Source organism: Oscillatoria sp. FACHB-1406, assembly GCF_014698145.1.
Lineage (GTDB): Bacteria > Cyanobacteriota > Cyanobacteriia > Cyanobacteriales > Spirulinaceae > FACHB-1406.
Genome location: NZ_JACJSM010000033.1, coordinates 35,673 through 54,274, shown reverse-complemented (window position 1 = coordinate 54,274; position 18,602 = coordinate 35,673). Strand labels below are relative to the sequence as shown.

Sequence of the window (18,602 nt, the reverse complement as noted above, 5' to 3'; positions counted from 1 at the left end):
CTCATCGGGTCTTGAGTTAACTCGGGCAGGTCGGCGCGATCCCGCAGGGATCCGCTTCGCGGCGCGCATCCTACCAGAAATTCTTAAGTTGACACCAATGAACATTGTTATGCCCCTACGACAAAAAATTTAGTGCATCGTAACTGAGAATTGGTATAACGTAGCCTACTGCCGTGACACCGATCTGTAGAGACGTTATATACAACGTCTCTACAAATATTTCGTGTAACGTAGCCTACCCAAGCGTTTTCGTAGCTTAAAATGGTGCGTTACGGCGCGCCAAAAATATCAATCTCTTTTTCTCCAAAATTTAGCTCGTGCCTAACACACCCTACCCAAAAGCGTTAACTGAATAACAAATACAAGGGGTAGGGACGTTGTATGCAACGTCCCTACAACATTACGCGCCTACGGCTTCTTTAGCAGCGTACATCACCTCGAGGGTAATCTCGCTCAAACCGCGATCGCGCGCAAACTTCTCGGTGTTCCGCTTCACTTTTCCGCGCACGAAACCGGGAACTTTATTCAGTTCTACTTGCGCTTCTTTCGTCCAACCGAGATCGGAATCTGCCGAAATTCCCTTGGTAATCACTTCTTTGGTATCGTGTCCGCCGAAGATTTCCAACAGGTGATCTTCCATCCCCAAGGTAAAGGAATTGTAGACCAAATCGGCGATTTGATTTGTGCCTTCGTAGCCGCAGAAAGGCTTATAACCGATGGGGAAGTTTTGGATGTGGATGGGCGAGGCAATTACGCCGCAGGGAATATCTAAACGTTTGCCAACGTGACGTTCCATTTGAGTCCCAAAAATGGCAGCCGGTTCGATGCGCGCGATCGCGTCGCCAATCTCTCCATTATCCTCGCTAATTAACACTTCATCGCAATATTCGCTCACCTCATTGCGGAACCATTCAGCATCATACTTACAGTATGTCCCCGCCATAACAACGTGAATTCCCATCTCCCGCGCTAAAATTTTGGTCATCGCCGCAGCATGGGTATTGTCGCCAAAGACAACGGCTTTTTTACCCGTTAAGTTTTGGCAGTCAATCGATCGCGAAAACCACGCCGCTTGGGAAACATAAAGGGTTTGTTCGTTGATAAAATCTTCGTAGTCAACGTTTGCCCCTTGCGCGTTGAGAACTTGTTGAATCTGACGAATACAGCGTGCCGTTTCAACGACTCCCATCGGCGTAATTTCTACCGAAGGCGTTCCGAATTCTTTTTCGAGATATTGCGCTGTCATGCGCCCTAATTCGCGGTAGGGAATGAGGTTAAACCAGGCACGGGGTAGATTTTTTAATTCTTCAACGGTAGCGCCATCGGGAATAACGGCGTTGACTTCAATGCCTAAGTCTGCCATCAACCGTTTCAGTTCGGTAGAATCGTGTTGGTTGTGGAAACCGAGGGTTGAAATACCGATGATGTTAACCGAAGGTTTTTCGGTTTTGCCTTCAGGAAGTTCGCCTTTTTTACGAGCTTTGGCGATGTAGTATTCGACGATTTGTTGGAGGGTGCGATCGGCAGCTTGCAGTTCGTTGACGCGGTAGTGATTGACATCAGCCAGGAGAACGTCGCCCTGACAATCCATTTGGGCGCGATCGACAAAGTTTTGTAAATCTTCTTGTAGAATACTTGACGTACAAGTCGGCGTAAGCACGATTAAATCGGGCGTTTCTTCCTTATCTTTGCGGGTGATATTATCGACGACTTTTTCTTGAGAACCGCGCGCGAGGACATTGCGATCGACGATACTAGCTGTCACGGGAGTAAAGTTTCGTTCCCGTTCGAGCATGGAGCGCATGACGTTGAAATAGTCATCGCCGAGGGGCGCGTGCATAATGGCATGAACGTTTTTGAAGGAGCTAGCAATGCGAAGCGTGCCGATGTGAGCGGGGCCTGCATACATCCAATAAGCCAATTTCATAACCGAGATAGCCTCCAGCCGGTGTTAAGCGTTTAAGCATTGTCTCAAATGTTTTAGGGCGCGGCTCGAAAGGGTTCCGCAACCCAATTGTGGTGCGAAACCCTTGCTCTGTGAGAGATTGAGGGATTGGAGATGGAGCGACTGCCTCACAAATATTTTTGAAATGCAACGAATGTTAACCTTTATTCAACGATGGGTTGGGTAGAGAGTAGTAGAACCCAACCAACGCGATCGCAAGGTAACGCGCTTTAAAAGAAGTGGCGCACGCCAAACTCAAAGTTATGCGCGCCGCCATCTTTCAAGCGCACTTCTCCTAACGGCGTGTCGAAGGTATTGCCGCCTAGGGGATCGAAGTAGCGATAGCCCAAGGTTACGGCGGTTTGAGGACTGAGATAATAGGCCGTTCCCGCCATAATTTGATAGGCAAAACCCCATCTCGCATCGTCCACGCTGGTGGTTAAATCGGTTCCGGGATAGGTGGCGCTAATACCGTTACTGGCCAGTCGCGTTAGCCCAATTCCGCCGCCGATATAGGGCTGCCAATTCGAGCCGGTGTTGAGATCGTAGTAGCCGTTGAGGAATCCAGTAAAGGTAGAAATACTGCCCTTGCCGTTAACTGTTGTTGTGGAAATGGAACGAGAAGCGATCGCGGGAAGTTCGACAACGCCAATCTCGTTTTGACCGTAAGCTAATTGGGCTTCAACTCTCAAATTGTTTTGGAGTGATTTATAACCGACTGCGGCATTAATCCCAAAACCCGCGAAAAAGTCGGTGCTTCCCGTACCGATTGTTCCGATTCCCGATACGGCTAATCCTTGGAGTTGAGCTTCTCTCAACAGGCGCAAATCGCCACTCAGCGCGCCGTAGATGCCTGCGGGTAAGTTACTTGGGTTGGGGTTTCTTCTTTGGGCGACTTGGTTTCTGGGCGCGGTACGAGGGAGTTCTGTCGGTGGGGTAGAAGCAGCTAGCGTTTTCGGCGCGGTGGGGAATGATTCGATTTCGGGGGTAGAAGCAGCGAGCGTTTTCGGTGCGGTGGGGAATGATTCGGTTTCGGGGGCGAGGGAGGGCGACTCTAGGGCGGTTTCGGAAGCCGAAGGATCGAGGGCGGTGATGCGATCGAATTCTTGCAGCCTATCTTCGGTATCTGGGGTATCTCGCAGGGCGGGCATTGCTGAAGGATTGAGGGCAGCAATGGGGACGGTTTCAGCGTCAAAGTTGGGGCTGATATCTTTGGTTTCTTCGGCTCGGGCGGTACTCGCAACAGCGAAAGTCAAGGCTGTTAAAGCGATAACTTCGAGCGCATTTGGTGCTTTTTTCACGATCTATACCTGAGTTTGACTGTTTAACGCACCTATACTCTAGACCTCCGGCTGGAATTCCTCAACCATTTCATCGAAAGCCCCCTTAAAAGTTAAGTTAAAAGGTTAGGCATATCGTGTAGAATACAACAGAAGGTACAGGCTGAAAAACCGCTCTTGGCGCGATATCCGATGTGAATTTCACGCTGGATCGACTTGAAAGGAGCGATCGCCTAGAGGTATAAAAAAACCTCTTCAACGCCATCAAGATTCTTATCGAATCTGCCAACTCGCAAACTTAAAAAACAAAATGTTAGCGACAACACCGTACCGCGAGACAGGCGGAAACGGCGGGAAGAAAGGAAGTCTAATCCCCATCAACCCGAAAAGCTTGGGGAGACTGACCCTCTGGGGTTGCCTAAATTAAGCTCGATACTGGCTGCGGCTTAGCGATGTGCTAAGTCCGAACGGCGAAGATTGGGTTTAAGGACTGCCGCAAGGATAGGTAATCGTTTGGGTCGGTCGCCGAACCAGGAATTTCCGAGTCTTTTAGAGGCGCGGGAAGTGTCAGGAAACTATTCATTTGACGATTGACCCATGACTCAAAGTTCCCTACCTTCAGATGTCCCAGGAATGGGGCGACGGCAGTTCATGAACCTGCTCACTTTCGGTACGATGACCGCCACAGCGTTGGGGGCATTGTACCCCGTTGTTAAATACTTCGTTCCTCCTTCGAGCGGTGGATCGGGTGGCGGCGTAACAGCCAAAGATAAGCTGGGCAATGATGTTGTTGTCAGCGAATTTCTCAGCAGCCATAATGCAGGCGATCGCGTCCTCGCTCAAGGCTTAAAAGGCGATGCAACTTATATCGTCGTCACCGACAGCAAAGAAATCGCTAATTACGGGATTAACGCCGTCTGCACGCACTTAGGCTGCGTCGTGCCTTGGAATGCCAGCGAAAACAAATTCATGTGTCCCTGTCACGGTTCTCAGTACAACGCTGAAGGAAAAGTCGTGCGCGGCCCCGCACCCCTTTCTTTGGCCCTCGCTCATGCTAACGTCACTGACGATAAGCTCGTGTTCTCCGAGTGGACTGAAACCGACTTCCGCACCGGCGAGAATCCTTGGTGGGCGTAAAATCAATTTTGGCTTTTAGATTTTGGATTTAACAGATGAGAACACCTTCGATACAATTCCTTTGGCAGACGGGCAAGCAGATCGTCGTCAGAAGTGCTATTCTCGCGATCGCGACCGTAGCCTTATTCTTGAGCGGAGATCTAGTAGCGCCTCAGTCGGCCGCTGCCTACCCCTTCTGGGCGCAACAAACCGCCCCCGAAACCCCGCGCGAAGCCACGGGCCGGCTTGTTTGCGCGAACTGCCACCTCGCCCAAAAGCCCGCTGAAGTCGAACTGCCCCTCGCCGTCAAGCCCGACAGCGTATTTGAAGCCGTTGTTAAAATTCCCTACGACCTCAACAGCCAGCAAGTTCTCGGCGACGGTTCTAAAGGCGGACTGAACGTTGGTGCAGTATTAATGCTGCCGGATGGCTTTAAAATTGCGCCTCCCGAGCGTCTCTCAGAAGAAATGCAAGAGAAAGTCGGTAGCGTTTTCTTCCAACCCTATCGACCCGACAAAGAAAATTGGGTCATTGTCGGTCCGCTACCGGGCGAACAGTACCAAGAAATTACTTTCCCCGTTCTCTCCCCGAACCCGAAAACCGATAAAAATATCCGCTTCGGGAAGTATCCCATTTACTTAGGTGCAAACCGAGGTCGCGGTCAAATTTATCCGACCGGGGATCCCAGCAATAATAATGCAGTTAACGCCACTAAAGCTGGAACGATTAGCAAAATCGCTCCGGTCGAAGCAGGCGGCTACGAAGTCACCATTACCGCCGAAGATGGCAGTACGACCGTTGCCACGGTTCAAGCTGGACCCGAACTTATCGTTTCTGAAGGCGATACCGTCAACGCCGGACAGCCCCTAACCACGAACCCCAATGTGGGAGGCTTCGGTCAAGAAGATGCAGAAATCGTTCTCCAGGACCCCGCCCGCATTAAGTGGTTGCTGCTGTTCTTCGCAGCGATTGCCTTTGCTCAAGCTTTCTTAGTCCTCAAGAAGAGACAAATCGAACGAGTCCAAGCGGCGGAAATGGATTTCTAGAATCAGTCGGTTATCCGACGCGCGATCGAGTTTCTCCTCGAGAGAAGCTCGATTTTTTTGAGAAACCTCCATCCCAATGACAGAGGATTGCAAAAAGGCAATCCTCTAGAATAATGGAGCTATAGCAGTAGCTCAATGCTTGGCTCATTTCATGGTGAATCCCCGATCCTCTTTACCTAAAAGTCGGCTTTTGCGCTGGTGGGAAGTATTAACACCCGTAGCGCGCTTAGTTGCGATCGCCCTAGCGGCTCCCCTCATCGTTTTGAACGCCTGGGCTTTGGCAACGATTTTCGTTTATTTTCAATCGCTTTTTGTCGTCCTTTTAGTCGCGGCACTTTTTGCCTTTTTCCTCAACTATCCCACCAGTTGGCTGGCGCAGCACGGGTTGCGACGCGGGCAAGCTGCCCTTGTAGTTTTCTTGGTCGCGCTCCTGATCTTGGTTGGGTTGGGCGTAACCTTAGTCCCTCTTGTCTTTACCCAAGCGCAACAACTGGTGGCGCGCCTCCCGGAATGGCTGGACTCCGGGCAGCGTCAATTAATGATGCTGAACGATCGCGTCGATATCATGGGTTGGCCCATCAGTCTCGACGGCTTGATCGAGCAAATGAACACCCGTTTAAAGGACGACCTACAAACCTTAGCCGGACAAACCCTCAACTTAGCGCTTAACTTTACCGTTCTCACGGTTGTGCGCCTGCTGGATGTTCTGTTAACGGTGGTTTTAACCTTTTATCTCCTCCAGCACAGCGAAGAAGTTTGGGATGGTATCGTTCAATGGCTCCCCAAACGCATTCAACAGCCCTTTTCAGAAACTTTGCGCCTGAGTTTCCAAAATTATTTTATCGGGCAAATTATTAATGCGACCTTTCTGGCGATCGGCTTAACTTCTAGCTTTCTCCTCTTCAAAGTCCCCTTCGGATTGTTATTCGGGTTAACCATCGGCTTAATGGCACTGGTTCCCTTTGGCGGTTCGGTCGGGATTTTACTCGTAACCTCCCTCGTCGCCCTGCGCGATATCGGTTTAGCCCTACAAGTCCTTTCCGTTGCCGTCATCGTCCAACAAATCGTTGAAAATTGGATTGCACCCCGCATTTTGGGGCGCGTGACGGGGTTAAATCCCTTTTGGGTCTTCGTTGCTATCCTCACCGGAGCGCGCGTGGGGGGCTTCTTAGGCGTAGTCGTTGCCGTTCCCACCGCTGTTTTAATTAAGGAGGCATTAAACGCGATTCGGGCCGTCAGAAAAACAGAACAAGAACATCTCCCCAGCCTTGAGGAAACCGAAACCGTTCTCATCGCTGCCGACGAGCCAGAAGAACGTCCTCACAGCGCCGAAAAAGCGATCGGGCAAGCTTCGCCCGATCCAAGTTAGAGAAGAGAGTTAGACGTAAGCCGGATTCTGTTCCCCTCTTAACGAGAAGAGGAGGAAGGTTATCTATCTGCGATGTCTGTCACCAGACACCTGTTGCGGTACGCCTAAAACGGGACGGGAAAAAGACCAACCCTTGTCCCTCCGACCTTGCTCCCAGCCGGGGTTTACCGAGCCAGCACCTCTCGATACTGCTGGTGCGCTCTTACCGCACCTTTGCACCCTTACCTTTTAGTCGTTATCAGTCATCAGCGATCGGTTATCAGCTTAAGCGGCTGGGAACTGTTGCATGAATCGTGGGAACGGTCAAAAAGGCGGTATGTTTCTGTGGCACTCTCCTCGCGCTCGCGCGCACTGGGCGTTACCCAGCAAGCTCGGTCTTTCGGGAGTCCGGACTTTCCTCAAGCTGACTTAAAAAGCCTGCCTGCAACCTTCTCGCTAACTCTCTCGTCCTCTAGTGTAAATGAAATTTTGAGTCATATGTGAGGAGAAATAACGCGGTTAGGGCATCCTAATAAATAGAGACTGCATCGAGAGGGTTTTCCATGCGCGCAATCTACCTTACTGCATTATTACCTCTCGTTGGAGCGGGAATTTTGGGTTTAAGCACTCCCCTGGGCGCTGAATCTATTACTGCCGCCGACGACGGAACTAACACGACTGTCACCGTTGAAAATAATCGCTTCAATATTAACGGTGGCACTCTTTCTGGCGATCGCGCTAATCTTTTCCACAGTTTCCAACAATTCGGTCTTTCTACCGAACAAGTCGCTAATTTCCTCGCCACTCCCGGGCTTCAAAATATCTTAGGGCGCGTCGTCGGTGGCGATCCTTCCCTCATCAATGGTTTAATTCAAGTGACTGGCGGCAGTCCCAACCTCTACCTGATGAACCCCGCTGGCATTATCTTTGGAAACGGGGCAAGTCTCAACCTTCCCGCCGACTTCATCGCTACGACGGCGACGGGAATTGGCTGGGGCAATAATTTTTGGTTTAATGCCACTGGCAGCAACGATTATGCCAACCTCGTCGGTAATCCCTCCAACTTTGCTTTTGATCTATCGCAACCGGGCGCAATTGTCAATGCAGGTAACTTAAATGTTGCCCCCGGGCAAAACTTAACGCTACTAGCTGGAACGGTTGCGAATACCGGCAATCTGGCTGCGGCGGGCGGGCGTATTACAATTGCGGCAGTTCCCGGTAGCAGCATCGTCAAAATCTCGCAACCGGGAAGCTTACTGAGCTTAGAAATTCAGCCGCCTCGCTCGGTACAAGGGCAGATTGCGCCCTTTACCGCCCTAGATTTACCGACTCTGTTGGCTGGAGTGGGGGTTGAAACTGGATTGAGCGTTACGGCAGATAATCAAGTCCAGGCAACGGCTACGGGCGCGAGAATTTCGAGTGCGATCGGCAGTACGGCAATATCGGGCAATCTCGATGTCTCTTCAAGCGCGCAACAAGGGGGAGAAATTAATATTTTGGGGAATCGCGTCCAGTTGAGCGGTGCGAATTTGAATGCTTCGGGTAGCGGCGGCGGCAATATCCGGATTGGGGGCGATTATCAAGGCAAAGGGACGATTTTTAATGCAGAACGAACGTTTGTCAGTCGCGATTCGGTCATTGCTGCGGATGCGATCGCTCCTAGCGTTCCCGCGAGCGGAGAAAAAGTGAATGGCGGACGAGTTATTGTTTGGGGCAACGATACGACGCAATTTTACGGCACGCTAACGGCGCGGGGAGCGAGCAATGCGCCCTCTAACGGTGGATTTGTGGAAGTGTCGGGCTTGAATGCGCTGAAGTTCGACGGTAAAGTCGATACTACCGCACCGAACGGGCAAGCGGGGACATTATTGCTCGATCCGAGCAGTATTACAATTATTAGTGGCCCAGGCACATTTACAAGTTTAAGTCAAGTCGATGACTTCAACGATCCGGATGTGGGCGCGAATACGATTGATGCAGCGTTATTGAATGCGGCAACAAGTAACATTATCTTGCACTCGACGGGCGATATTACGTTTACTGCTCCGGTTAATTTAGCAAATTCTGGCGTGGGGCTGAAGGCGGAAGCGTGGAGCAATCTCGTCGTCAATCAAAATATTACAACGAACGGCGGAGCGATCGAACTCATTGCCGATGCAAACAATACAGGCGGTGGAACGCTGAATATTCTAGCGAATCTTGATGCGGGCGGCGGCAATATTATTGGGAGCGGTCGCGGGCCGGATGGCGGGAATAGTAAGTATGGAGTTGTGGTCGGTACGGGAACGACGATTGTAACCGCAGGCGGCGGTACGATCGCGCTGACGGGAACCGGAGGAAGCGGCGGACAAAATAACGACGGGATTTATGTGGGCGGTACGGTTCGCGCGGCGGACGGGGCGATAACGCTGACGGGAACGACGAACAGTAATGCGAATAATAGCTATGGGATTCGCGTCGATAATGGTCGGATCGAGACGACGGGCAGCGGCGCGATCGCGCTAACGGGAACGGCATCGAGTACGGGCATCAATGTTCAAGGGAATAGCGTTATTAGTGCGGGGGGCGGGGGCGATTTAACCCTGACGGGCGACGAGATCGATTTGCTCGACTCGAGCAGCATTCGAGGTAACGGTACGTTAACTTTACAACCGCTTACGCCGAGTTTGGGGATTACGGTAGGCGGCAACGTCAATAGTAACGATCCGCGTTTGAATTTGAATGCTAGTGAGTTGGCGTTATTGCAGCCCGGATTCAGTCAGGTTTTTATCGGACGGAGCGATAGTAGCGGCGCGATCGCGGCCCTCGGAAATGCAACCCTTAATTTTAACTCGCCGGTAACGTTGCGATCGCCGGAGGCTGGAGGAAGCATCGATACAACGCAGGCGAGCATTAACGCGCCGCAATTCAGCGCGATCGCTCATGGGAATGTTAGTAGCAGCGCGATCGCAACAACAGGCGGCCCCCTCTCCCTCAACAGTACCCAAGCTGGAATTACGACTGGCGCACTCTCCTCTGGTGGCGGTAACGTCACCCTCACTGCCCCCAGTAATATCCAAGTCACCTCGATTAATAGCGCAGGCGGCAATATCAATATAACAACCGGGCAATTTTTCCGCGCCACCGGCAGCTTTACCGCCCCGAACGGAGTCTCTGCCAGCCTTTCCAGCATCGGCAACGCGGGAGGCGGCAGCATTACCGTGAATCACGGCGGTCAAGGAACAACCCCCTTTAAAGTCGGAGATGCAACCGTCAACGGGACTAGCGCCGCGATAACCAGCGGCAGCGAAACCATTGCCCCCACCCAAAGCTATCTTTATACCCACAACCAAGGCAACGTGAATATTATCAGTGTGGATGGGCAGTCAACCCCAGCCACACCCCCAACCACACCCACACCCACACCCACACCCCCAACCCCATCCACATCCCCAACCACACCCCCAACCACACTACAGCCTAACCCGTCCGGAAATCCCCAAATTCCTGCTTCTATTGCCACCGATCTGATGTCGTCCTCTAATACACCAATAAGCGTCTCGCTTTCTGGGGGGGCAGGGGGAGGCGGCTACAGCGAGGTTGCCGCAGCAGACGCGCGCATGGCGAAAAAGTTTGAAGATTACTTCGGGATGGGGAATGTTGCCCGCAACGCTCAAGATCCCCAGCAAAAAATGCGCGAATTAGAAGCAGCAACGGGCGTGAAACCGGCTTTAATTTACGCCGTCTTTGTCCCCGCCCAACAGCAGGAAGGGACTTCGTTGCTTTCGGTGGAAGGTCAATCCTCCGAAAAACCGACCGACGTACTAGAACTGATTCTCGTGACTTCTTCTGGGGAACCATTTCGCCATCGCGTCGGCGTAACGCGCAAAGAAGTTATGGCGGAGGCGAGGCGCTTTCAAGCGGCGATTACCAATTCCGGGCGGCAAAACTATCGCGATTCGGCAGGGCAAATGTATCAATGGTTGCTAGCGCCTTTAGAGAAGGATTTGAAAGAGCAGCAGATTGTCAATTTAGTCTTTGTCGTCGATACGGGCTTGCGAACGTTGCCTTTAGCGGCGCTGTACGACGGTCAAGGGTTTGTTGTCGAGCGCTACAGTATTGGATTAATGCCCAGTTTGTCGCTGACGGATTTGAGCTATCGCGATATTCGCGAGCGTACCGTGCTGGCGATGGGGGCGCAGAAGTTTGATTCGCAGCAACCCCTTCCGGCAGCAGCGGAAGAGGTAAAGTTGATTTCGGGTGATTTGTGGCGGGGCGATGCTTTCCTCAATGATGATTTTACGTTGACCAATCTTAAAGGAGCGCGCGATCGCAATCCTTACGGCATCATTCACCTAGCGACTCACGGCGAATTCCGTGCGGGCAAACCCAGTGATTCTTACATACAATTGAGCGATACGCGACTTTCTCTCGACCAGTTGCGGACACTGGGATGGAACGATCCGCCCGTAGAGTTACTGATTTTGAGTGCCTGTCGCACGGCGGTTGGGGATGAGGAAGCGGAGTTGGGGTTTGCCGGACTGGCGGTGTTAGCGGGGGTGAAAACGGCAATGGGCAGTTTGTGGTCGGTGAGTGATGCAGGAACGTTGGGCGTGATGGCGACGTTTTACGAGCAATTGCGGGAAGTTCCGATTAAGGCTGAAGCATTACGACAAGCGCAACTGGCGATGATTCACGGCAAAGTGCGGATCGAAAACGGTCAGTTAGTCACGCCGAAAGGGAATTTTCCGTTACCGCCGGAATTGGCAAATCAACCAATTAATTTGAGCCATCCTTACTATTGGAGCGGGTTTTCTACGATCGGCAATCCTTGGTAATGATGAATTATGAGTGATGAATTATGAATTATGAATTATGAGGGAGGAGCGATCGTGAATAATGGGTGATGAATGATGAATAATGAATGATGCCTGAATTTCCTAAAACATTAGACGATGCGATCGCGACGGCAAAAGAAGCCACCCAGCGCGCCCTTGATGACGGTTGTCAGCGCGTTCAAGTTGAGTTGGGCATTCCGGAAATTGCCCTACAAGCCCAATCGCTCGCCCTGCAATTTACACCCCTGTTTGAGTCCTACGGTTCCGGTTTAAAAGTCCTCTTTTCCGATACGGGAGCAGCAGCCCTCGCACGACGCGATTGGGGCGAAACGACGTTTAAAGTCGGCGATGTCGGGACTTCTCGAACGCCGGTTGAGGGGAAAATCTCCGATGAGGATCGCATTTTTCTCATCGTTGCGCCTTCTTCAGTGGAAGTGGAGCAAGTGGAAAAACTCGCGAATTTGGCGGGCGATCGCCCTGTCGTTTTACTGATTCCGCAGTTGGAAAGCGTGGCAACAGTCGGGATTGGTTACGCCGCCCGTCAGTTGCGCGATCGCTTCCTCAGTACCCTAGAAACGAGCTACTACCTCAAACCTTTTGATGGCGGGGCTGTATTGCGCGCCTATCCTTCGTCCTGGCAAGTTTGGGTCGAAAAGGCAGAAGCCGAGTACGAACTGATAGCCGAAGAATCGCAGAAACCCGTCGGAGAAGCTTTAGAGCGCTTGTTAGCACCGCCGGACAGTGCGGAAACAGAAGCAGCAGGCGTTAAAAAGAAGGGATTTCTCGACAATTTGCAGCAAATGTTCCGTGCTTTAACGCAGTAAGTTGCTGCGATCGTTCTTGACTCGATATTTCTTCTAAACTTGCTACTGCGTAACGTATAAATCGAGCGATCGCTAGAGAGCCGGTCAACTCCTCAGTCACGGGCAAAATGTCGCTGATTTCGTATCCAAGCGAGCATTCTTGGAGAACGGCTCGAGTTTGACCCGACCCGCCCTCCAGCGGGTCGAAGGTGAGCCATTTTGTCGAAAAACGGGGCTTTAAACCCAAAATTTTGGGTAACGGAGGAGTGGGATTCCGACTACTCCGACTGCAAGAGCTTGGTAATTCTTCGAGCTTCACTTCAAGTTGTGCTTAAACAGTCGGCCCTTTGACAGAGGAATTTCTCTCACTTAAAAGGTCACAATACTTAAACGGATCGGCTCGGGTGCGCTGACCGACCTCAAGTATTTCGCGATCGATAGTTCAATTTCATTCATTACATTCTGTAACTATAATGGCAATTCCGACCGGTTTCAGTATCCAAGATTACTTACTTTTAGAAAGCAGCAGTCATCGGCGACATGAATATCGCGGCGGGATGGTTTATCCAATCCAACTAGAAAACGACGACCATCGTCGCATTCGTAGTAATTTGAGCTATTTAATCGCTACGAATCTCCAGCGAAGAGCGCGCGAATTTCAACTCTTTACCGGCGATGCCAGAATTAGCGACGGCGACTCATTTCTCTACTATCCCGATCTTTTCGTTACCGTCGATGTTCGCGATGTTGAAGACAGCAATACAAAATGTTATCCCAAACTGATTGTGGAAGTGGTTTCTCCGGCAACAGAATTATTCGATCGCAGCCCAAAGTTTGAAGATTACCGACAGCTTAACTCGCTTGAAGAATATCTTTTAATCGATCGCGATACCCGACAAGTAGAACGCCGCCATCGCATCAAAGAAGGGAACTGGCAGCGATGGGACATTGAAACTTACCAAGACGAAAAAAACATGATGTTATCGAGTCTGGGCGTAAAAATGTCCCTAGAAGAATTGTATCGTGGTGTGAGTTGGAGCGATCCTTTTCGGGACGATATAGAATCCAAAATATAGCGCTACGCAGAGCCATTTATGACCATGTACCAATTCCCAGTCCTGATGCACTGAATTTTAGATGTAGGGACAGAGTATCGCTCTGCCCTAATTCAGCTTTTAGTACCGCTCATTACCGGGCAGGTAGCGCTATAGCTGGGAGGTCATATAGCGTTTTTCGAGTCTTCTAAAACTCGATGACCGTGCGAATCGATTCACCTTTGTGCATCAAATCAAAAGCTTCATTGATGCGTTCTAATGGCAATTTATGCGTGATTAAATCGTCAATATTAATCTTGTTTTCCATATACCAATCGACAATTTTAGGGACATCCGTTCGTCCCCTCGCGCCGCCAAATGCGCTGCCTTTCCAAACGCGACCCGTCACCAACTGAAACGGGCGGGTACTAATTTCTTGCCCCGCTCCCGCTACGCCAATAATCGTACAAACGCCCCAACCTTTATGACAGCATTCTAGGGCTTGTCGCATGACGTTGACATTGCCGATACATTCAAAGCTATAGTCCGCACCGCCGTCAGTGAGTTCGATGATATGCGCGACTAAATCGCCTTCAATTTCGCGAGGATTAATGAAGTGCGTCATGCCAAATTTTTCAGCAATTTCGCGTTTTTCGGGGTTCAAATCGATGCCGATTATTTTATCCGCGCCGACCATTTTTGCGCCTTGAATGACGTTTAAACCAATGCCCCCCAACCCAAATACAACGACATTCGCCCCGGCTTCAACTTTAGCGGTAAAAATAACCGCACCGATGCCCGTTGTTACGCCGCAACCAATGTAACAAACTGCATCAAAAGGGGCATCTTCGCGAATTTTAGCCAGGGCAATTTCGGGTAAAACGGTATAGTTGGCAAAGGTGGAGGTTCCCATGTAGTGATAGATGGGTTTACCGTTGCTAGAAAAGCGAGAAGTGCCATCGGGCATTAAACCTTTGCCTTGAGTGGCGCGAATGGCTTGACAGAGATTGGTTTTGCGGCTGAGACAGAATTTGCATTGTCGGCATTCTGGAGTATACAAGGGAATGACGCGATCGCCCGCTTTAAGGCTGCTTACGCCCGCGCCGACTTCGACAACCACTCCCGCACCTTCATGCCCTAAAATAGCGGGAAATAAGCCTTCTGGGTCGGTTCCGGAGAGGGTGTAAGCATCGGTGTGACACACGCCTGTCGCTTTAATTTCGACGAGAACTTCGCCCGCTTTTGGGCCTTCGAGTTGTACGGTTTCGATGCTGAGGGGTTGTCCGGCTTCCCAGGCGACGGCGGCTTTTACGTCCATGAATTTTTGGTTGCTGCAATGCTCGGTTTAAGCTTCATTGTATCGCGGTTTTTTCCCCAATTTGCTCGATTATTCCGAGACAGAGAGGCGATAGTTCCAGCGCTGTCCAGGTTGGACGGAACCCACCCAGATTTTATAGGTTCCCGCTGGCACATTGACATCTTTAATGCTCGCGTCGCGACTTCTGTCGCTATCGTCGCCGCAGCGTAGCGTTTCGTCGTTCGGTCCTTGCATGACGAGGGTGGTATCGTTTCCGCCGCTGCTGACTTGCAGGTTGAGTTTGGGGAAGTCGTTTTGGAGCGTTAAAATATGGTCGGGGTTGGTATCGCCAAAACCCAAGCATTGTTTGCCGTTGCGATCGCGGCTGCTAAATTGCTCGGAAAAAGAGTAAGATCCGCCAGTAAACCCGTTAACTGTCGATTGCCGGAAGCCCGTTTTAATCGTTAACGAATCGAAGTTAGCAGCCAATACGGCGACGGGCGCGATCGCAACAGATGCAATTAAAATAATTAAAGGGCTACGCTTAAGTTTAAACATTACTTTTGGCTCCTCGAACCCGAATTGGGAAGCCGTCCGGCCCTTTCTCTATCTCCAGAAGCTTGACTGGCACATCCCGTTTTACATTCATTGTAGAGATTCGGACGGTGCGCTTTGTCGAGGGGGGGACAGTGGACAAGCTGACACATTGATAGCGTCCGAAATGCTTTAGGACTATAGGTATGCCTTTAATTATTTTGTTGGGTCTGCTTTTATTTTGTGGGACAAATTGGTTCTATACTGGCGCGATTGTGGGTATTCCCTTCCATTGGATTCTTGACATCAGCGGCAACTTTCGTTTGCTATTTTGGTTTTTAGTCGCCATCTTTATCGCTTGGTGTTTCGATGACTAATAAAAATTAAAATTTTAGACATTTCCTAGCTCGGTAGGGACGTTATATATAACGTCCCTACCGAGGTTCTAAGAAATTGCCTTCGCGTTTCTCAGCGTTATAGCACTACTTAAAACGTCAAGGTACGTTTCTAAAAGCACCAAAGTCCTGGCTGGTGGGCTACCCAATGTCTGTGTCCATTAATTACGAATTACGAATTACGAATTATTTCGTCAATTTGTCAGGACTCAACTTTTACACCGCGCCAAAACGCAACATAGCCTTGAATATTTTTCGCTTTTTCCTTTGCTTCGGGATAGTACCAGGCTGCATCTTTATTTTCTTGCCCGTCTACGACTACCGTATAGTAACTAGCAACTCCCTTCCAAGGGCAAGTTGTATGCGTGCTACTTTCCTTAAAATATTCGGAGTGAATGGCATCGGGGGGAAAATAATGATTGCCTTCCACAACTTCCGTGCGATCGCTTTGGGCAATAACTGTACCGTTCCAAATTGCTTTTGGCATAAGAATTCCAATTTCCAGCAGATAAAGATTCACTTTTATTATCCCGCAAAGTAACGAAAAATAGTTTTTTAGACAAACTGGTAAAAATGTTCTATGCTAATTTTAAGGTGCGATGACCGTGAAAAGAATCTCCATCGAAGTTACCCTATTATCTCAGTATTATCGCGGTTCTCGATCGGAGGAAATACACCGAGCGGACGTAAGTCGCTGCACCCCTAACCCCAATCATTTAAGAACTTGTAACTGGCTCGGTGAGCTTGTACCTTTTATACTAAAAAATGGATCGCGGTTTCCATAGCAACTACCCACTTTCGGAGCGAGGAACGGAACAAGAAGACAAGATGAACCCCATATCTACTTTAGCCGACTTATCCGAACTCGAAGTTTACCTTAAATCCTTCTTCGGTCATGACAGCTTTCGTCCCGGACAGCGCAAAATTGTTGAAAATGCCCTGCAAAACCGCGATTTATTAGCCATTATGCCCACAGGTGGCGGTAAATCGCTTTGCTTCCAACTCCCCGCACTCTTAAAACCGGGTTTAATGTTGGTTGTTTCGCCCTTAATTGCCCTCATGCAAGATCAAGTGGATAGCTTGCTGGAAAATGGCATTGGGGCAACTTTTATTAATAGTAGCTTGAGTCCGGATGAAGCGCGCGATCGCGCCCGGGATATTCTGGGGGGTAAAATTAAACTGCTTTATGTCGCCCCAGAACGCCTCCTCACTGAGAAGTTTCTCGCTTTTCTCGAACAAGTTCGCTCCCGCATCGGAATTTCTGGATTAGCAGTAGATGAAGCGCACTGCGTCTCAAATTGGGGACACGATTTTCGCCCCGAATATCGTCAATTGAAAGTGCTGCGCGAACGCTACCCCGATATTCCAATTCTCGCGCTCACCGCGACTGCTACCGAGCGCGTTCAACAGGATATTATCAGTCAATTAAACCTGCGCCAACCGCTCGTTCATCTGGCTAGTTTCAATCGTCCCAATCTCTACTACGAAGTTATTCCCAAACAGAAGCATAAATACAGTCAACTGCTAAAAAAGTTACAATCGCTGCAAGGTTCCGGAATTATTTACTGTCTGAGTCGTAGCAATGTTAATGAATTAGTTTTCAATTTACAAAGAGATGGTATTAATGCCCTACCTTATCACGCTGGGATGGAAGAATTTTCCCGCACCACCAATCAAAATCGATTTATCCGCGACGACGTACCCATTATGGTGGCAACCGTCGCATTTGGGATGGGAATTAATAAGCCCGATGTCCGTTTTGTGATTCACTACGACTTACCCCAAACTTTAGAGCAATACTACCAAGAATCGGGGCGAGCGGGACGGGATAGCGAACCGGCAAAATGTATTCTCTTTTATAGCCCTTCCGATATTTATGCCGTTAAATATTTTATCGATAAAAAGTCCGATCCTAACGAACAACGAATCGCCCAACAACAACTCAATAAAACGGTCGATTATGCAGAAGGAACGGAATGCCGCCGCACGATTATTCTAAGTTATTTTGGGGAAAAGTTCAAGGGGAATTGCAGCCAGTGCGATAATTGTTGCGATCCCAAACCGATGGAAGATTGGACGATTGAAGCGCAAAAATTTCTGTCTTGCGTGGCGCGGTGCGGCGAACGATTTGGGATGAAACATATCATCGACGTGCTGCGAGGTTCGCGCGCAAAAAAAGTAGAACAGTACGGCCATCATTTACTTTCTACTTATGGGATTGGGAAAGATAAGACGGTTGAAGAGTGGAAGAATTTGGCGCGATCGCTGTTGAATCAGGGCTTGATGAATGAAACGACGGATGGCTTCCCCATTCTAAAGTTAAATAAACGCAGTTGGGAGGTTTTTCGCAATCAGAGACGAGTAGAAATTCCAGTTCTCTCTCAAAAAGATAAACGCTTGCCGAACAGTGCGCCGCGAGAAATTGAATCGGAAATGTTGCTCGATCGCTTGCGCCAGTTACGCAAACAGATGGCTGACGAACAATCGATCGCTCCTTACATTATTTTTGCCGATTCGACGCTGAAAGTTTTCGCGCGAGACAAGCCCACAAATTTAGAAGCTTTTGGTCGTCTTTCCGGCGTAACGGAGTATAAACTGGAGCGTTACGGCGATCGCTTCGTCTCGGAAATTCGCGCTTTCGTTCAAGAACAAAAACTTCCGACACCTTTACCGACTTCTACGCAAATGGTGACGTTGCAATATTATCAACAAGGGTTGGATATCGACGCGATCGCGCGGGCGCGGAATGTACAAGCGAGTACGATTGTCAACCATTTCAGCGAACTGATTGAAATGAATCAACCGGTAGAGATCGATCGCCTCGTGAATCCAAAATTGCATCAACCGATTGTTAGCGCGATTGAAAAACTCGGCGATGTTTCGCTTACGCCGTTGCGGGAATACCTCGGTGAGGGGTATAGTTTTAACGATATTCGTTTGGTTCGGGCTTGGTGGCGTAGAACGCGATCGCATTAAATTAAATTTGC

The 18,602-nt window shown here is 49.9% G+C and carries 13 protein-coding genes and 1 other RNA gene; 8 read left to right on the top strand and 6 right to left on the bottom strand.

Features of this window, described 5'->3' with window-relative positions:
* Positions 1-400 precede the first annotated feature (400 nt).
* Both bchB and H6G50_RS22565 read right to left on the bottom strand, forming a co-directional pair.
* The gene (bchB, locus tag H6G50_RS22570; RefSeq protein ID WP_190721588.1) at positions 401-1,927 is read right to left on the bottom strand and encodes a ferredoxin:protochlorophyllide reductase (ATP-dependent) subunit B; all 1,527 of its coding nucleotides are present in this window, start codon (positions 1,925-1,927) and stop codon (positions 401-403) included.
* Between the two features lie 248 nt (positions 1,928-2,175).
* The gene (locus H6G50_RS22565) at positions 2,176-3,246 is read right to left on the bottom strand and encodes an outer membrane beta-barrel protein (RefSeq protein WP_190721587.1); all 1,071 of its coding nucleotides are present in this window, start codon (positions 3,244-3,246) and stop codon (positions 2,176-2,178) included.
* 576 nt (positions 3,247-3,822) lie between these two features.
* Between H6G50_RS22565 and petC the strand changes: the two genes are divergently transcribed.
* From petC to H6G50_RS22550, 3 genes are all read left to right on the top strand, one after another.
* Positions 3,823-4,362: a cytochrome b6-f complex iron-sulfur subunit gene (gene petC / locus H6G50_RS22560; protein ID WP_190721585.1), complete on the top strand. Its 540-nt coding sequence runs from the start codon at positions 3,823-3,825 to the stop codon at positions 4,360-4,362.
* Between the two features lie 35 nt (positions 4,363-4,397).
* On the top strand, positions 4,398-5,387 hold the full coding sequence (petA, locus tag H6G50_RS22555) for a cytochrome f (protein ID WP_190721583.1): 990 nt from the start codon (positions 4,398-4,400) through the stop codon (positions 5,385-5,387).
* 151 nt (positions 5,388-5,538) lie between these two features.
* On the top strand, positions 5,539-6,756 hold the full coding sequence (locus H6G50_RS22550) for an AI-2E family transporter (protein ID WP_190721581.1): 1,218 nt from the start codon (positions 5,539-5,541) through the stop codon (positions 6,754-6,756).
* Here the strand turns inward: H6G50_RS22550 and rnpB are convergent.
* An RNA gene (gene rnpB / locus H6G50_RS22545) (RNase P RNA component class A) lies at positions 6,757-7,200 on the bottom strand.
* Positions 7,201-7,298: 98 nt separating this feature from the next.
* Here rnpB and H6G50_RS22540 point away from each other — a divergent pair.
* The 3 genes from H6G50_RS22540 to H6G50_RS22530 all read left to right on the top strand — a co-directional run bounded on the left by H6G50_RS22540 (position 7,299) and on the right by H6G50_RS22530 (position 13,431).
* A complete protein-coding gene (locus H6G50_RS22540) occupies positions 7,299-11,552 on the top strand; it encodes a CHAT domain-containing protein (protein ID WP_190721579.1) in 4,254 nt (1,417 codons plus the stop codon).
* Positions 11,553-11,641: 89 nt separating this feature from the next.
* The gene (locus H6G50_RS22535; protein WP_190721602.1) at positions 11,642-12,376 is read left to right on the top strand and encodes a DUF1995 family protein; all 735 of its coding nucleotides are present in this window, start codon (positions 11,642-11,644) and stop codon (positions 12,374-12,376) included.
* Between the two features lie 452 nt (positions 12,377-12,828).
* Positions 12,829-13,431 carry a Uma2 family endonuclease gene (locus tag H6G50_RS22530; RefSeq protein WP_190721577.1) on the top strand — a complete coding sequence of 201 codons (603 nt, stop codon included), beginning with the start codon at positions 12,829-12,831 and terminating at the stop codon, positions 13,429-13,431.
* Positions 13,432-13,597: 166 nt separating this feature from the next.
* On the opposite strand, the gene H6G50_RS22525 is transcribed toward H6G50_RS22530, so the two are convergent.
* A complete protein-coding gene (locus tag H6G50_RS22525; protein WP_190721575.1) occupies positions 13,598-14,707 on the bottom strand; it encodes an S-(hydroxymethyl)glutathione dehydrogenase/class III alcohol dehydrogenase in 1,110 nt (369 codons plus the stop codon).
* Between the two features lie 69 nt (positions 14,708-14,776).
* Positions 14,777-15,244: a hypothetical protein gene (locus H6G50_RS22520; protein ID WP_190721573.1), complete on the bottom strand. Its 468-nt coding sequence runs from the start codon at positions 15,242-15,244 to the stop codon at positions 14,777-14,779.
* A 182-nt stretch (positions 15,245-15,426) separates the two neighbouring features.
* Here H6G50_RS22520 and H6G50_RS22515 point away from each other — a divergent pair, with 182 nt between their 5' ends.
* Positions 15,427-15,597: a hypothetical protein gene (locus H6G50_RS22515; RefSeq protein ID WP_190721571.1), complete on the top strand. Its 171-nt coding sequence runs from the start codon at positions 15,427-15,429 to the stop codon at positions 15,595-15,597.
* A 220-nt stretch (positions 15,598-15,817) separates the two neighbouring features.
* Here the strand turns inward: H6G50_RS22515 and H6G50_RS22510 are convergent, their stop codons facing one another.
* The gene (locus H6G50_RS22510) at positions 15,818-16,102 is read right to left on the bottom strand and encodes a DUF427 domain-containing protein (protein ID WP_190721569.1); all 285 of its coding nucleotides are present in this window, start codon (positions 16,100-16,102) and stop codon (positions 15,818-15,820) included.
* A 341-nt stretch (positions 16,103-16,443) separates the two neighbouring features.
* On the opposite strand from H6G50_RS22510, the gene recQ reads away from it, so the two are divergent.
* Positions 16,444-18,591: a DNA helicase RecQ gene (gene recQ / locus H6G50_RS22505; protein ID WP_190721567.1), complete on the top strand. Its 2,148-nt coding sequence runs from the start codon at positions 16,444-16,446 to the stop codon at positions 18,589-18,591.
* The last annotated feature ends 11 nt before the right edge of the window (positions 18,592-18,602 follow it).

Coding starts and splice junctions, on each gene's coding strand:
- H6G50_RS22515 (WP_190721571.1), top strand. CDS start 15,427: ATGCCTTTAATTATTTTGTTGGGTCTGCTTTTATTTTGTGGGACAAAT.
- H6G50_RS22540 (WP_190721579.1), top strand. CDS start 7,299: ATGCGCGCAATCTACCTTACTGCATTATTACCTCTCGTTGGAGCGGGA.
- bchB (WP_190721588.1), bottom strand. CDS start 1,927: ATGAAATTGGCTTATTGGATGTATGCAGGCCCCGCTCACATCGGCACG.
- H6G50_RS22520 (WP_190721573.1), bottom strand. CDS start 15,244: ATGTTTAAACTTAAGCGTAGCCCTTTAATTATTTTAATTGCATCTGTT.
- H6G50_RS22550 (WP_190721581.1), top strand. CDS start 5,539: ATGGTGAATCCCCGATCCTCTTTACCTAAAAGTCGGCTTTTGCGCTGG.
- H6G50_RS22530 (WP_190721577.1), top strand. CDS start 12,829: ATGGCAATTCCGACCGGTTTCAGTATCCAAGATTACTTACTTTTAGAA.
- H6G50_RS22535 (WP_190721602.1), top strand. CDS start 11,642: ATGCCTGAATTTCCTAAAACATTAGACGATGCGATCGCGACGGCAAAA.
- petC (WP_190721585.1), top strand. CDS start 3,823: ATGACTCAAAGTTCCCTACCTTCAGATGTCCCAGGAATGGGGCGACGG.
- H6G50_RS22525 (WP_190721575.1), bottom strand. CDS start 14,707: ATGGACGTAAAAGCCGCCGTCGCCTGGGAAGCCGGACAACCCCTCAGC.
- recQ (WP_190721567.1), top strand. CDS start 16,444: ATGAACCCCATATCTACTTTAGCCGACTTATCCGAACTCGAAGTTTAC.
- petA (WP_190721583.1), top strand. CDS start 4,398: ATGAGAACACCTTCGATACAATTCCTTTGGCAGACGGGCAAGCAGATC.
- H6G50_RS22510 (WP_190721569.1), bottom strand. CDS start 16,102: ATGCCAAAAGCAATTTGGAACGGTACAGTTATTGCCCAAAGCGATCGC.